11 protein-coding genes are annotated in these 13969 nt (G+C 65.5%); 4 read left to right on the top strand and 7 right to left on the bottom strand.

All coding sequences use genetic code 11. The features are described from left to right. Positions 1-105: 105 nt before the first annotated feature. From BWQ92_RS22445 to BWQ92_RS22430, 4 genes are all read right to left on the bottom strand, one after another. Positions 106-1725, bottom strand: a complete 1620-nt coding sequence (locus tag BWQ92_RS22445) for an APC family permease (protein ID WP_076803328.1) — start codon at positions 1723-1725, stop codon at positions 106-108. A gap of 294 nt (positions 1726-2019) precedes the next feature. Continuing rightward, positions 2020-3660: a GMC family oxidoreductase gene (locus tag BWQ92_RS22440; protein ID WP_076803327.1), complete on the bottom strand. Its 1641-nt coding sequence runs from the start codon at positions 3658-3660 to the stop codon at positions 2020-2022. Then, positions 3661-5157: an aldehyde dehydrogenase family protein gene (locus tag BWQ92_RS22435; protein WP_076803326.1), complete on the bottom strand. Its 1497-nt coding sequence runs from the start codon at positions 5155-5157 to the stop codon at positions 3661-3663. A gap of 307 nt (positions 5158-5464) precedes the next feature. Further along, complete coding sequence (locus BWQ92_RS22430) at positions 5465-6055, bottom strand: TetR/AcrR family transcriptional regulator (protein WP_076803325.1); 591 nt, start codon at positions 6053-6055, stop codon at positions 5465-5467. A 118-nt stretch (positions 6056-6173) separates the two neighbouring features. On the opposite strand from BWQ92_RS22430, the gene BWQ92_RS22425 reads away from it, so the two are divergent. Continuing rightward, a complete protein-coding gene (locus BWQ92_RS22425; protein WP_076803324.1) occupies positions 6174-7994 on the top strand; it encodes a glycoside hydrolase family 15 protein in 1821 nt (606 codons plus the stop codon). A gap of 156 nt (positions 7995-8150) precedes the next feature. Beyond that, the gene (locus BWQ92_RS22420) at positions 8151-8513 is read left to right on the top strand and encodes a cupin domain-containing protein (RefSeq protein WP_076803323.1); all 363 of its coding nucleotides are present in this window, start codon (positions 8151-8153) and stop codon (positions 8511-8513) included. A 154-nt stretch (positions 8514-8667) separates the two neighbouring features. Here BWQ92_RS22420 and ftsW read toward each other — a convergent pair whose 3' ends face one another. Together ftsW and BWQ92_RS22410 are read right to left on the bottom strand one after the other, a co-directional pair. Next, complete coding sequence (gene ftsW / locus BWQ92_RS22415) at positions 8668-9888, bottom strand: putative lipid II flippase FtsW (RefSeq protein ID WP_076803322.1); 1221 nt, start codon at positions 9886-9888, stop codon at positions 8668-8670. Positions 9889-10013: 125 nt separating this feature from the next. Next, the gene (locus BWQ92_RS22410; RefSeq protein ID WP_076803321.1) at positions 10014-10448 is read right to left on the bottom strand and encodes a CHAD domain-containing protein; all 435 of its coding nucleotides are present in this window, start codon (positions 10446-10448) and stop codon (positions 10014-10016) included. 160 nt (positions 10449-10608) lie between these two features. Between BWQ92_RS22410 and BWQ92_RS22405 the strand changes: the two genes are divergently transcribed. Beyond that, a complete protein-coding gene (locus BWQ92_RS22405; RefSeq protein ID WP_087872468.1) occupies positions 10609-11229 on the top strand; it encodes a dihydrofolate reductase family protein in 621 nt (206 codons plus the stop codon). A gap of 34 nt (positions 11230-11263) precedes the next feature. Here BWQ92_RS22405 and BWQ92_RS22400 read toward each other — a convergent pair whose 3' ends face one another. Continuing rightward, on the bottom strand, positions 11264-12577 hold the full coding sequence (locus tag BWQ92_RS22400) for an aspartate aminotransferase family protein (RefSeq protein ID WP_076803319.1): 1314 nt from the start codon (positions 12575-12577) through the stop codon (positions 11264-11266). Between the two features lie 212 nt (positions 12578-12789). Between BWQ92_RS22400 and BWQ92_RS22395 the strand changes: the two genes are divergently transcribed. Further along, complete coding sequence (locus tag BWQ92_RS22395; protein WP_076803318.1) at positions 12790-13422, top strand: dihydrofolate reductase family protein; 633 nt, start codon at positions 12790-12792, stop codon at positions 13420-13422. Positions 13423-13969: the final 547 nt, after the last annotated feature.

Raw genomic sequence — 13969 nt, 5'->3', positions numbered from 1 at the left:
TTCATGGCCACCCAAGGGGCCCGGCAGAGGCCGGACAGACGCCGGAGCGCATCCCTTCGCCGGTTGCTACCGGCAAAGGGATGCGCTCCGGGGCTGCGGCTGCGGTTATACCGTGCCCATTATTTTGGCTGGCTCCTGCGTGGTCGACTGAGCTGCCACCTCGACAGCCTCGACAGAGTCCGGCGAGGGATCTGTTGCGGCGGCCGCTGCGTGCTCGGCGAGGACGCCGGTCTGGTGCCTGATCTTCAGGCGGTACAGCAGGGCCCCGCCTGCGGTGACGGCGGCGACGAAGATGACTCCGCCCCACTGCAGGTACCACTCGAACGGCGGCACGGAGTTGTAGATTTCCTGGCGCGGCCAGATCAGGTTCATCGTCATGGCGCCGCCCCACAGGACCGCGAGGATGTTCACGGGCAGGCCCCACCGGCCGAGGCTGAACCCGGCCTTTCCGTGGGTTTCGTCGGACAGCGGCCATTTCTTCAGGAAGCGCCGCCGCAGCAGGGGCACGGTAACCAGCAGGTAGGACAGGTAGATGAGCACGATGCTGATGCTGGACAGGATCGTGAAGATCGCAGGCTGGGAGACGTTGACGATCAGCGGAACAATGGCGATGACTCCAATGGTGATGGCCGCCACGGTCGGCGTCTTACGCTCGGGATGGACTTTGCTGAGCTGCCGGCTGAAGGGCAGGTTGTTGTCCCGGGCCATGGCGAACATCATCCGGATAGCGGCGGCGTGGACTGCGAGGGTGCAGACGAACACCGCAACAACGATGCAGGCCAGGAAGGCCTTGCCAAACGGCCCGCCCAGGACCGACAGCACGATGTACTGCAGGCCGCCGTCTGCAGAGCCGAGCTTGGGGTCGCTAAGGTCCGGAGCCGCAAGGATGCCGAACAGCAGGATCAGGCCGCCGAGGATGAAGGACGCCGTGATTGCCCGCAGGATCGCCTTGGGAGCGGTCTTCTTCGGGTCCTTGGTCTCCTCACCGAGGGAACTGGCGGTGTCGAAGCCGTACATGACGTAGCCGGAAGCCATCGCGCCGATAAGGAAGACTCCGAAGAACCCGAGGTCGTGCCCCTCACCGAAGCCGGCAGTGTCGAAGAGGACCTCGGGGCCACGGACCACATGCCAGCCGAGGGCAAGGATCAGCAGCACGGCCGCGGCAAGCTCCACGAAGACGCCGATGCTGTTGATTTTGGTCATCAGCTTCACGCCGAAAGCATTGATGAGGGTGGAGATGGTGATCATGATGCTCGCCAGCAGGACGCCGTTGAGGGCGAAGTCGTAGGTGCCGGTGCCGTCACCTACGATCTGAAAACCGGACCAGATCTGGGGCAGGGTGAGCTGCAGCGCCAGGGCGACGGCGCCGAGCGCCACCATGGAGGAGATCAGCAGCAGCCAGCCGGCCAGCCATGCGAACGTCCCTGACGAAAGTTGCTTGGCCCAGTTGTAGACCGAACCGGCCACCGGGTAGCGGCCTGCCAGTTCGGCGAAGCACAGCGCCACCATCAGCTGGCCGACGAAAACGATGGGCCAGGACCAGGCGTACGCCGGGCCGGCCATGGAGAAACCAAAGTAGAACAGTTGAAAAACACCGGTGAGGATGGAGATGTAGCTGACCCCGGCGGCGAAGCTGGCGAACTTGCCGATGCTCCGGTCCAGGGTCTGGGCATAGCCGAATTCGTCCATACCGCTTGAATCAGTACTCTTGCTGGGTTCCAACATCTGAACTCCTAAGTCAGAAAAGCACGTTGGTGATTACCCGCGGCCTCCATTGGACGCAGATTAAATCACACTGCTGAAATCGACGGGCCGGGCACCGCGCTGCAGCGCCCGGCCGTCTTCCCCCAATTGCTGGTGACTAGCTGCTGAAAGTTATGGACACACGCCGCCGGACTCCATTGTGTGTGGCGTGGATCATACTGAGCAGGTTAGTCGATGCTGAACATGTGTTCAAGAGCTGTTATGAACAAGTGTTCAGTGCTCGTTACGCCTGCTGCCGGCGCATGAAGCTCCCGGTCAGGCGAGGGCTGCGCTGAGCTCCGCCTCCGCCGTCGCTGATTCGCCGCTCCGGCTCGCGCGGATGAGGTCCGCACAGCGTTCGCCGATCATCATGACGGTGATATTGGGGTTGACCGTGACGTGCTCCGGCATGACGGAGGCGTCGGCAACGCGCAGGCCGGTGACGCCCTTGACCTGCAGTTCGGCGTCGAGCGGCGACATGACGTCGTCGTCGGGCCCCATCCGCACGGTACCGACGGGGTGGTACACCGTGTTGTGCGTCTTGCGGATGTAGTCCTGGAGTTCCTCGTCGGTCTGCGCCTCGATGCCGGGGGAGAGTTCGCGGCCGGTCCATTCAGCCATGGCGGGCTGGGCGGCGATCTCCCGTGCCTTGCGGATGCCGGCGACCATGACGCGCATGTCGTGGCCCTCGGGATCGGTGAAGTACCGCGGGTCAACCATGGGCTTGTCGCGGAAGTCGCGGCTGCGCAGCCGGACGGTGCCGCGGGAACGCGCGTGCGTGACGTTGGGGGTGAGGCTGAAGCCGTTCTCCGTGGTGGGGTAGCCATGCCGCAGAGTGTTCATGTCGAACGGGACGGACCCGTAGTGCATCATCAGGTCGGGGCGGTCCAGGCCGTCCTCGGTGGGGGTGAAGATGCCGATCTCCCACCACTGCGTCGACGTCTCCACCATCGGCTGCCTGGCCTCGAACTGCACCACGCCTTCGGGGTGGTCCTGCAGGTGCTCGCCGACGCCGGGGGAGTCGACCAGGACCTCGATGCCATGCTCCGCCAGGTGCGCGGCCGGGCCGATGCCGGAGAGCATGAGCAGCTTGGGCGAATCGATGGCGCCGGTGGACAGGACAACTTCGCAGCGCGCGGAGAGCCGGTGAGTCCTGCCGAATGCCGAGTCCACAACATCGGCGCCGGTGCAGCGCTTGTCTGCGTCGAACACCAGCTGCCGGGCGCGGAGGCCGGTCAGCAGAGTGAAGTTAGGGCGCTCCATGATCGGGTGGATGTACGAGACCGAGCTGGAGGAGCGGGTGCCATCCGCGCGTCGGTTGATTTGGAAAAAGTTGGCGCCGTTGATGACGGTGGTGCCGTCGTTGAACTTCGCGCGCGGAATGCCCGCCTGTTCACAGGCGTCCAGGAGTGCGACGCCGGCGGGGTCCGCCGGGGGCACGTTCATCAGGTGCACGGGGCCCGAGTCGCCGTGGTGTGGCGCGTCCGGCCCGGCGTCCTCGTTGGTCTCCAGGCGCTGGTACAGCGGCCACGCGGCCTCAGCGTTCCAGCCGGTGGCGCCGTACTTGGATTCCCACTCATCCAGGTCCTCGCGTGGGGCCCAGAAGGCGATGCAGGAGTTGTGGCTCGAGCAGCCGCCCATGACTTTTGCGCGGGCGTGCCGCATGAAGGAGTTGCCGTTCTCCTGCGGTTCGATCGGGTAGTCCCAGTCGTAGCCGGATTCCAGCAGTTCCATCCAGCGGTCGAGCTGGAGGATCTCGGGCAGGTTGCGGTCGTCCGGGCCGGCTTCCACGAGGGCGACAGTCACGGCCGGATCCTCGCTCAGCCTCGCGGCGACTGCTGCGCCGGCGGATCCGCCGCCGATGACGATGTAGTCGAATTCCCGGTCGTTGAGGTTCTCGATGTTGTCGGTATGCATCTAGTTCTCCTTGCTGTGGTCAGCGAACCAGCCGGTCACCTGGGGGCTGGTGTTCTGGTAGATGTGCTTGGCTTCCTGGTACTCGGCCAGGCCGCTGGGGCCGAGTTCGCGGCCGACGCCGGACTGGCCGAAGCCGCCCCACTCGGCCTGGGGGAGGTAAGGGTGGTAGTCGTTGATCCAGACGGTGCCGTGCCGCAGCCGGCCTGCAACGCGCTGCGCCTTTCCGGCGTCCTGGGTCCAGACGGCGCCGGCCAGCCCGTAGATCGTGTCGTTGGCGGTGGCCACGGCCTCATCCTCGGTGCGGAACGTCTCGACCGTTACCACCGGCCCAAACGCTTCGTCCACGACGACGGACATTCCCTTGCGCACGCGGTCCAGGACGGTGGGCTGGTAGTAAAAACCGGCGTCGTACTTCTTTTCAGTGGGTGCGGCGCCGCCGCACCGCAGCCGCGCGCCCTCCTCCACGCCGCGCTGCACGTAGGCGTGGACCTTCTCGCGGTGGGCCGCGGAGATCAGCGGCCCGGTTTCGGCGCCCTCGTCGAACGGACCGCCAAGGCGGATGTCCTGCGCGCGGCGGACCAGCTCGTCAACAAAGCGTTCGGCGATCGATTCCTCAACCACCAGCCGCGCCCCGGCAGAGCAGACCTGCCCGGAATGGACGAACGCACCGTTCAGCGCATTGTCGACGGCGGCGTCGAAGTCGGCGTCGGCGAACACGACGTTGGGGTTCTTGCCGCCCAGCTCCAGCGCCACCTTTTTCACGGTGCCGGCCGCGGCGGCGGCGATGCGCTTGCCGGTCTCCAGCCCGCCGGTGAAAGAGACAAGGTCGACGGCGGGGTGCTCCGAGAGCGGTGCGCCCGCCTCCGCGCCGGGACCGGTCACCAGGTTGGCGACCCCGTCCGGCAGGCCCAGATCCTGCAGCAGCTGCATGGTCAGGATGGCGGTGGACGGGGTCAGCTCGGACGGCTTGAGGACGAACGTGCAGCCGGCGGCCAGCGCCGGTGCGATCTTCCACGCTGCCTGGAGCAGCGGATAGTTCCACGGCGTAATCAGGCCGCAGACGCCCACCGGTTCGTAGGCGATCCTGCTGACGACGGCGGGATCCCCGGCGTCGACCATGCGGCCCGCCTGCTGGCCGGCGAGCCTTCCGAAATATTCGAAGCAGGCGGCGACGTCGTCCATGTCGATCCGGCTTTCGATGATCCGTTTTCCGGTGTCCAGCGACTCGGCGCGGGCGAACTTCTCGCGGCGTTCGCGCAGTTCCGCGGCGACCCTGAGCAGGAAGGCGCCTCGCTCGGGTGCCGGGACCGCGGCCCAGACGCCGGAGTCGAAGGCCGCGCGGGCCGCAGCGATGGCACGTTCGGCATCTTCCCGCCCGGCCTCGGACACTGTGGCGACGAGTTCGCCGTCGGCCGGGTTGCGTATCTGGCGCACCGCGCCGGACCTGGCCGGCTCCCACGAGCCGTTGATGAACAGGGTGGATGCGGAATCGGTCATAGTGTCTCCTCTGGTAGTACGGCGACGGGCTTGCAGTCGGGTTCCCGCTCGGCATTGGGCGGGACGCCTGCGACGGATGGAATGGCCACACTGCACCGGGCTGGTGTGGCGTAGGTCATAAATGCAGATTAGTAGAAGTTGAACAACTGTTCAAGGGTTCGCATGAACAAATGTTCAAGATTGCATTTAAGACTGCTGCGGCAGAGGGCTCCGAAGAGATTGGAACGGGCTGACGCAGGGGCGGCGGCCGCTGCCCCGGGCGGGGGCGGGCTTACTGCGCTGGTGACGTACTGGCGGTGGTAATGACCTACTCGGCAGGGGCGAAGGCGATCTGCTCCGTGCGGGCGATACTTCTTTGGATGGCTGTGTTGTCGATGCCAAGGAGCGCAGTCAGCCACATGCCGTTTTGTATGACGACGATATCGTCTGCGCGCCGCCTGCATTCATCCCAGGGCAGCTCGGGCTTTGCGTTCCCGATCAGCGCGGCAAGCCCGTCGAGGTACCGGTCGAACGCGGCCGCGTTGATCTGCCCGAAATCCTGGTCGGCTTGCGCGAGCGCCCAAAGATGGAGGCGCAGCGACAGGTAGCGCGTGGTCAGGAGGTCGGCGGCGGCTACGCGTTTCAGGGCCTTGCGGAGGTGTTGGTCCGGGGGTGAGCTGGGGTCGGGCGCGACGAGCATGAGGTCGTGCTCGTCCATCCGGTGCAGCGCGGCGCGGATCAGGCTGGACTTGTCTTCGTAGTAGTAGTTCACCAGCCCCAGGGCGACGCCGGCCTCCCGCGCCACGGCGCGCATGTTGACACCGGAAATGCCGTGGCGCGACAGCAGTTCCAGCACGGCTTCAAGAATGCGCGATTGCCTGCCAAGCTGTTCGCCGGAGTTCACGGTGCTTGTATCCACCCCGCCAGACTATTGGGAAACCCGACCGAGTGCATCTCGCTGACCAGCGAAGTCACAGACCCGGGACGATTTCCCGCGCAGTCTGACGCGAAGAAGCCAGTTGTGCTTTAGTAAATCCATGGCCGCTCCCATTGAGGACTACGCACTGCTGTCGGATCTCCAATCCGGGCCCCTCATCTCCCGATCCGGCAGCATCGACTGGCTCTGCTTCCCGCGGTTCGACTCGCCGTCGTTGTTCAGTTCCCTGCTCGGGATAGAGAACCACGGCCGCTGGCTGCTGGCGCCGCGGCAATCCGAGGCGGAGGTGGTGGGGTGGCGCTACGTCGAGTCAACCTTTGTGCTGGAAACAGTCTGGAAGACGCCGACGGGGCAGGTCCAGGTCACGGACTTCATGCCGGTGGCGCATACGGGTTCGTCAATTCTGCGCCGGGTCACCGGACTGGAGGGGCGCGTCGAGATGTACCAGGAGCTCATCATCCGCCTGGGGTATGGCACGGTTGTGCCCTGGAGCAGGCGGATCCAGGATGGCGCCCCTCCGGGTGGAACAGTGCTTCTGGCCATGGCGGGACCGGACGCTGTTGCGCTGCGTGGACCGCACTTGCCGGAGGCCCACGCGCACGGGCACTCAGGGGAATTTGCCGTGGAGCGGGGACAGGTTTTCGACTTTGAGCTGACGTGGTTCCCTTCGCACCGGCCCGTCCCTCCGGCGGTGGACATCGACGCCGCACTCGAACAGGCGATCGATTATTGGACGCGCTGGGGCAGCCACTGCCGTTCGGATGGTCCCTACGGAGGAGCGGTGAAGCGTTCACTGCTGGTGCTCAGGGCGCTGACCAACTATGAAACCGGTGGCATCGTTGCAGCCCCGACCACGTCTTTGCCGGAGGAGTTCGGCGGCCCCCGGAACTGGGACTACCGGTTCTGCTGGCTGCGCGACGCGGCTTTGACCCTGGAATCCATGCTTACCCACGGCTACGAAACTGAGGCGCTGCAGTGGCGCAACTGGCTCCTCCGGGCCCTCGCCGGCGACCCCGAGGATCTGCAGATCATGTACGGCATCGGCGGGGAACGTGAGTTGCCGGAGCGCGTCCTCGACCATCTTCCCGGTTATCTGGACTCACGGCCCGTCCGCATCGGAAATGCTGCCGTGGCACAGTTCCAGGCCGACGTCGTGGGCGAAGTGATGGTGGCGCTGGAAAGACTCCGCATGGCAGGAGGCAAGGAGGACCACTTCTCCTGGACGCTTCAGCAGATCCTGCTCGGTTTTGTTGAAAAACACATCGAGGACAAGGACTTTGGACTCTGGGAGATGCGCGGGGACCCGCAGTTCTTCACGCACTCGCGGGTGATGATGTGGGCTGCCTTCGACTGCGGCATCCGAGCGGTCCGGAACCATGGCCTGGACGGACCCGCTGACCACTGGGAACAGCTGCGCGAGAGGCTGCGCGGGGAAATCATCCGTGAGGGATTCGACCAGAACCTTAATTCCTTCACGCAGACCTATGGCGGGCAGCAAACCGATGCGGCCTTGCTGGTCATGCCCCAGGTGGGGTTTCTTCCGTACAACGATGAGCGCATGCTGGGAACCGTTGCCCGGCTGGAGGAGGAACTCCTCACCGAAGACGGACTGTTGCTGCGGTACCGCACCGAGACCGGCGTTGACGGACTGGACCCCGGCGAACACCCCTTTCTCGCATGTTCCTTTTGGCTTGTTGAGCAGTATGCGCGCACCGGCCGCATGTCCGAGGCGAAGGACCTCATGGACAAACTCGTGGGCTTCGCCAATGAACTGGGGCTGCTCAGTGAGGAGTACGCCACGAAGGCGATGAGGATGGCCGGCAACTTCCCGCAGGCGTTCTCACATCTGGCACTCGTCCGGGCCGCCGACGCCATGCACGGAGTGGATCTGCTCAGCATGGCCGCTGAAGCGAAAGTCTGACGCTGAGTACCTTACCAACCCAAAAGGGTAGTTAAAACTGTCCCGAATGAGTGTTTTGCGCCGTTGGAAAAAACAGGACGATGGATGTCAGGCCCACCCTTTGGGGGAGGGAAGTGCATTCCAATAGCGGCGAGTAGCAGTAGAAAGGTACATCCAATGAGCAAAACCTTCCAGCCCACAGAACTCTTCAGGGGGAAACTGGACGAGGCCCCGCTCGGCCCTCCGCTGGCCGAGGTGCTTGGTGACGAGATTCCCACGCGCATTGGCATTCCCTTTACCAGCGAGGACTCCCGAATCCTCTCCGGAGTCTGGGAAGCGGAACCGGGCCTGTCGCGGTGGGAATTCCTGGAGCGCGGAGAGGTGATTCACGTCCTCGAGGGACGCATGGTGGTCACCGAAGACGGAGGCGAACCGGTCACCCTGGAAGCTGGCACTGCCGGCTTCTTCCCGATCGGTTGGCAGGGAACCTGGGACATCCAGGAGCGGATCCGCAAGTTCTTCGTCATCTTCAACGCCTGACCGTACCTGGTCAGGCACTGCGCACGCCGCGGGTCTGACTAGGTTGCACGTGGTGAGTTTCCCGCCACGGCAGCGGGGGCCGGATTTTCGGTATTTTCTGGGGGTATACCGAAAAGTCCGGCCCCCGCTGACATCCACCAGCGCCCCGTGGTTGTCAGCCCCGCGACGCCGCCAGGCGCGGCTTCTTCGACCGAGTGTGGACGGGCTGGGGGCGGGTGACCGCCAGGATCACGCCGATGCCGGCCAGCGATGAGACCATCGCAGAGCCACCGTAGGAGATGAACGGCAGGGGCACGCCAATGACGGGGAGCAGGCTGGTGACCATGGCGATGTTCACCACAGCCTGGCCGATGATCCAGGTGATCACGCTCGAGGAGACAATGCGGGCGAACGTGTCCTCGGTTCGCGCAATAACCTTGAAAACAGCGACTGCCAGGACCGTGAACAGCCCCAGCACCATGAGCGTTCCGGCCAGGCCGAGTTCTTCACCGAGGATCGTGAAGATGAAGTCGTTGTGGGCCTCGGGGATCCAGTTCCATTTCTGCCGGCTCTGCCCCAGCCCCACTCCGAACCAACCGCCCGAAGCCAGGGCGTACTGGCCGTGCAGCGCCTGGTAGCCCACTCCCTGGGAATCGTCCGCCGAGCCAGCGCCGAGCCACGACGAAATGCGGGACACCCGGTTACCGCTGGTGGCTGCCAGGATCAGGGCTCCCACTGCGGCAAGAATGCCGGCGACGCCGAAAACCTTCATCCGCACACCGCCGTAGAACATGACGGCGGCAAGGATCATCATGATGATCATGCTGGTGCCGAGGTCATGGCCAAGCGCCACAAACCCGATGATGATCAAGCCGCCGGGCACGAGCAGCGGGACCACAGCGTGCTTCGACTCGTGCAGCAAACCCTGCTTGCGGGACAGGACGGCCGCCGCCCAAACAATGAGGGCGAGCTTGGCGAACTCGGACGGCTGGACCGTGAACCCGCCAAAGCTTAGCCAGTTCCGGTTGCCGTTCACCGTCATGCCCAGGGGCGTGAACACCAGGCCGAGGGCTACGACGGCGGCCCCCAGGAGCGGCCAGGCAAGCCACCGGATGTGCCGCGTCCTGAGGCGGGCCAGGCCAAACATGATGCCCACCCCGGCTGCCGTCCACATCGCCTGCTTCAGCGGGAGGTCGTACGGATTCTTTCCGGCCGCCACTGACTCCACCGACGAGGCCGAAGCAACCTCGATCAGGCCGAGCGCTGCAAGAACCAGCACGACCGCCAGGATGACCGGCCGGGTACGGTCCCCGGACTCATCTCCCAGCCAGCGCCCGATGCGAAGCAGGACATCGTCGCGCCGCACCGCGCCGCCCAGAGGAAGCTTTGCGGTCATTTGCTCATCACTGTTTCCTTCCCTCGGGTCAGCCCTGCTCCGGGCCGTTCCGGGAAGGAGAAACCCACCGGGGAAGAATCATACGTGCTGCCTGGCGGGATTTGATGCTTTGCCGGCTGAGGGGGTCATCCCCAATAGAGATGCCGGAGCCGCGGCTGCCTGACCGGGGGAGTGGAGCAGAACTGCTGAAGATCGGCCACCAGCCGGAAGTACCGCTCGGACTCGAGGGCCGTCAGCGCCGTATCGTATGCCGCTTCATACGCGCGCTCATTGGATTGCGGCTGTCCGCGCACAGGGGCGGAGTGGCTGAGCGGACCCAGGGCTTCGGTGAGCCACGTCAGCTCCAGGCGGAGCTGGTCCACCGCACTCCTGTCGAACAGCCTGCGGTCACCGAGGACTGACCAGACCCGGCCCGCGGCGGCGCTCATGGCGCTCGAGGCGTTCTGTTCGCCGGAGCGCACGCTGGGGTCGTAACACAGCAGCGCAGCCACCTGGTCGATCAGGAACGGTGGCGCGGGCGAATCGGCTTGGTGGGTGGCTTTCTCCAGAGCTTTCAGCATTTTCTTGTCCCGACTGTCCCGATGCCCGGGCCTGGGGAAGGCCCGGATGACTTCATCGCCTTCGACACCTCCATGGTGACTGGGGCACCTGAGACAGCCATGAGAACCCTGTGAGGGTCTTCTCATGCGCAGGTACGATCGCTGCGAGGAGGAGAGAGCAATGACAGAACGTATGGGCAGGGTCGTCTGTGACATCACGGTCACGGCCGACGGGTACTCTGCCGGGCTCAACCAGACTGAGCAGCGCCCGTTCGGCGATGACGGCGGCGACGGCACCGGTGACGTGCTGCACGCCTGGATGTTCAAGACGCCCGACGAGAACCGGGCCGAGATCGAGAAAATTGTTGGCGCCAAAGCTTTCATCATGGGGCGCAACATGTTTGGTCCTGTGCGCGGCCAATGGGACCGTCAGTGGAACGGCTGGTGGGGCGACGATCCGCCGTTCCACGCGCCGGTCTTCGTGCTGACGCACCACGCGCGCGAGCCACAGCCGATGGCTGGCGGCACCACGTTCTACTTCATCACCGACGGCATCGAGGCGGCACTGGCGCAGGCACGCGCAGCGGCCGGGGACGGTGATGTCGCAATCAGCGGTGGCGCCGCCACCATCAACCAGTACCTCGCCGCCGGGCTGATCGACGAGCTGCGCGTGCATATAGCGCCGCTCACGTTCGGCGCAGGCACGCGGCTGTTCGACGGCGTCCCGCCGCTGAAACTCGAACAGATCAGCTCACGGGCAGCGAGCCTGGTCACGCACGTGACCTACCGCGTGTTGTCCTGAACCGGCCGCGGCCGGCGTACTGAATGCATACGGGTCAGCTCAGGTATGTGTCGGCCACGGACAATGCCTCGTCCAGGATTGCCAGCCCCGCTGCCGCATCTGGGTCAGTCACGTTGAGGGGCGGAGCGACATTGACGCGGTTGCCCTGGACCAGCGGCAATAGCCCCCTGTCCAGGCACGCCCTGGCGACTGCGGCCACCGGCGCGTTATCGGCGCCCTTGGCCCCGGCGGGCACCAGCGGCTCCTTCGTCAGCCGGTTGCGGACCAGTTCCAGGCACCAGAGGCCGCCGATGCCCCGCACATCCCCGACGGACTCGTGCTTTCCGGCAAGCTTCCTGAGTCCTGGCTCAAGGACATCGGTGCCGAGGCGGGCAGCAGCCGCCGCGGTGCCTTCCTCGTGCATTGCATTGATGGCGCCAACGGCTGCTGCGCAGGCGAGAGGGTGGCCGCTGTAGGTCAGGCCCGCCGGATAGGGGCGTTTGGTGAACATTTCGTAAATGGGGTCGCTGATCAGCACGCCGCCGAGCGGAACGTACCCGGAGTTAACGCCTTTGGCGAAAGCCATCAGGTCGGGTGACACACCATCGTGGTCCACGCCGAACCAGGCACCCGTGCGGCAGAAGCCGACCATCACCTCATCGGCGATGTAGACGATGCCGTGGCGGCTGCACAACTCGCGGACTCCGCGCAGGTAGCCGGGTGGCGGCACGATGACCCCCGAACTCCCGACGACGGATTCCAGGACCAGGCCGGCGATCGTCGACGGGCCCTCCAGGAGGATCACCTGCTCGAGATGGGCCAGCGCCCGCTCGGACTCTTCCTCGGGGGTTGCAGAGCCGAAGGCAGAGCGGTACAGGAATGGACCAAAGAAATGGACGGCGCCTGCCGTTCCCGTGTCCGAGGCCCAGCGGCGGGGATCGCCCGTCAGGTGGATCGAGGTGGTCGTTGATCCGTGATAGGAGCGGTAGGCGGCGAGCACCTTGTGCCGTCCCGTATACAGACGTGCCATCCGCACCGCATGCTCGATGGCCTCGGTCCCGCCGGTGGTGAACAGCACGTGCCCGAGGTGCTCCGGCGCGACCTCCACAATCAGGCGGGCTGCTTCGCCCCGCACATCGGACGCATGGCCGGGTGCGAGTGTGCACAGGCGGTCAGCCTGCTCCTTGATCGCAGCGACAATACGCGGATGCTGGTGGCCGAGGTTGGTGAACACCAGCTGCGAGCTGAAGTCCAGGTAGCGCCGCCCGTCGACGTCGACGACGTGGCTCCCTGAGCCGCCGATCAACGTCGGCACATCGCGCGGCCCCTGCACGGTCCAGGGGTGGAAGACCAGATCGTCGGGATTCATGACATCCTCCGTTGCTTGAGTGCCGGACGGTTCACTCCACGGCTTCACCTTGGCACCTTCCGGCGGCAGATTCCAGAGCGCTTTCCGCAGGGCCGGGCACGATGTGCGGGCCCTTGAACCGGCCGTCGCCGCACGGATAGCATTGCGCGCACCGCCGTCGAAGGCGCAGTGTCCCGGCGGCCACCAGCGTCGATCAGAACGAGGAGACGGTCATGACCAAAACAACTTCCGGGAATTCAGCTGACCTGATGGTGGACCTCATCATCTCCCTGGACGGGTATGCCTCGGCGGAAGGGTGGCCCGGCTGGTGGGGCCTGGAAGGGCCCGAATACCTGGCCTGGCTCGAACAGGAAGGGGAGAAGGGCTACACGTTCCTTCTCGGGGCGAACACCTACCGGCTGATGTCCAGCATGTCAGGGGAAGCCGCGGCCGGGGACTCGGGGTTCTCCAAGGATGAGGGAGCCGCCCTGACCGGACTCGACGCCGTGCCGAAGGTGGTCTTCTCGTCCACCCTGCAGGCACCCCTCACCTGGCCGAACTCGGAACTGGTCACCGGGGACGCCGTCGAAGCCGTGAGGGAGATGAAGCGGACCGGTACCCGGCCCTTGAGCACCCTGGGCAGCCTCAGCCTTTGCCGGTCACTGCTGACCGCCGGCCTCGTGGACCGGTTCCGGCTGGTCGTCTTCCCGGTGATCACCGGCCGCACGGGCCGGGAACGGATCTATGACGGCTATCCCGACGTCTCTCTCGACATGGTGGACAGCCGGACCTTCGATGGCCGGCTCCAGCTGCTCGAGTACATCCCCACCGTGCTCAACGGCCCGCCGGGCGCAGGTCCCGGCTAAATCGATCGGCAGTAATCCCTGCCACCTGTCCCGCCTGCAGGTTTGGGATACGTTTGGCCGCTCGCCTACGATGTTTACCGTTATGGCGCCTTTCACAAGTACCTCCAAGCGGTCCGCGGTGCCTGCACCCGGCCCGGTTTTCCTTGACACTTCGGGGCGGAGACTGCGCCATGCGCGCGCTGCCGGACTCGTGGCTCTCGCTCTCGTGGCCGGATATGTCGTCCTTTTCTTCGTGGCCTTTTTCGGCGGCCCCGACATCGTGGCGCCGTATCTTCCAAAGCCTCCGGCGGCGGCGCCTCACGCCGAGAAGCCCGCACCAACTGATCCGCCGGCCTCCACCCAGCCCCCTGCGGAAGGCGCCGCCAAGCCCGGCACCGTCCCCGGTGCAGGAGCAATTCCGGCCGAGCCAGCGGTACCGGGCAATCCCCCAGTGCCTGCAGAACCAGCGGCTGCGGTAGCGCCTGCAACTCCCGCCGCACCCGGCTCCAGTGCCCAGACCCCCACAACGGCCGGCAACACAGTCCAGGGCAACGCCGCCGCGGCGCCG

This window comes from Arthrobacter sp. QXT-31 (genome assembly GCF_001969265.1).
In the GTDB taxonomy this organism is placed as follows: Bacteria; Actinomycetota; Actinomycetes; order Actinomycetales; family Micrococcaceae; genus Arthrobacter.
Note: the sequence above shows the minus strand (reverse complement) of the source record. Positions and strands in the feature narration are given on the sequence as shown.

What these genes read in the sequence shown, in the direction of transcription:
- BWQ92_RS22445 (WP_076803328.1), bottom strand. Translation starts at nt 1,725, where the DNA reads ATGTTGGAACCCAGCAAGAGTACTGATTCAAGCGGTATGGACGAATTC.
- BWQ92_RS22440 (WP_076803327.1), bottom strand. Translation starts at nt 3,660, where the DNA reads ATGCATACCGACAACATCGAGAACCTCAACGACCGGGAATTCGACTAC.
- BWQ92_RS22435 (WP_076803326.1), bottom strand. Translation starts at nt 5,157, where the DNA reads ATGACCGATTCCGCATCCACCCTGTTCATCAACGGCTCGTGGGAGCCG.
- BWQ92_RS22425 (WP_076803324.1), top strand. Translation starts at nt 6,174, where the DNA reads ATGGCCGCTCCCATTGAGGACTACGCACTGCTGTCGGATCTCCAATCC.
- BWQ92_RS22420 (WP_076803323.1), top strand. Translation starts at nt 8,151, where the DNA reads ATGAGCAAAACCTTCCAGCCCACAGAACTCTTCAGGGGGAAACTGGAC.
- ftsW (WP_076803322.1), bottom strand. Translation starts at nt 9,888, where the DNA reads ATGACCGCAAAGCTTCCTCTGGGCGGCGCGGTGCGGCGCGACGATGTC.
- BWQ92_RS22410 (WP_076803321.1), bottom strand. Translation starts at nt 10,448, where the DNA reads ATGCTGAAAGCTCTGGAGAAAGCCACCCACCAAGCCGATTCGCCCGCG.
- BWQ92_RS22405 (WP_087872468.1), top strand. Translation starts at nt 10,609, where the DNA reads ATGACAGAACGTATGGGCAGGGTCGTCTGTGACATCACGGTCACGGCC.
- BWQ92_RS22400 (WP_076803319.1), bottom strand. Translation starts at nt 12,577, where the DNA reads ATGAATCCCGACGATCTGGTCTTCCACCCCTGGACCGTGCAGGGGCCG.
- BWQ92_RS22395 (WP_076803318.1), top strand. Translation starts at nt 12,790, where the DNA reads ATGACCAAAACAACTTCCGGGAATTCAGCTGACCTGATGGTGGACCTC.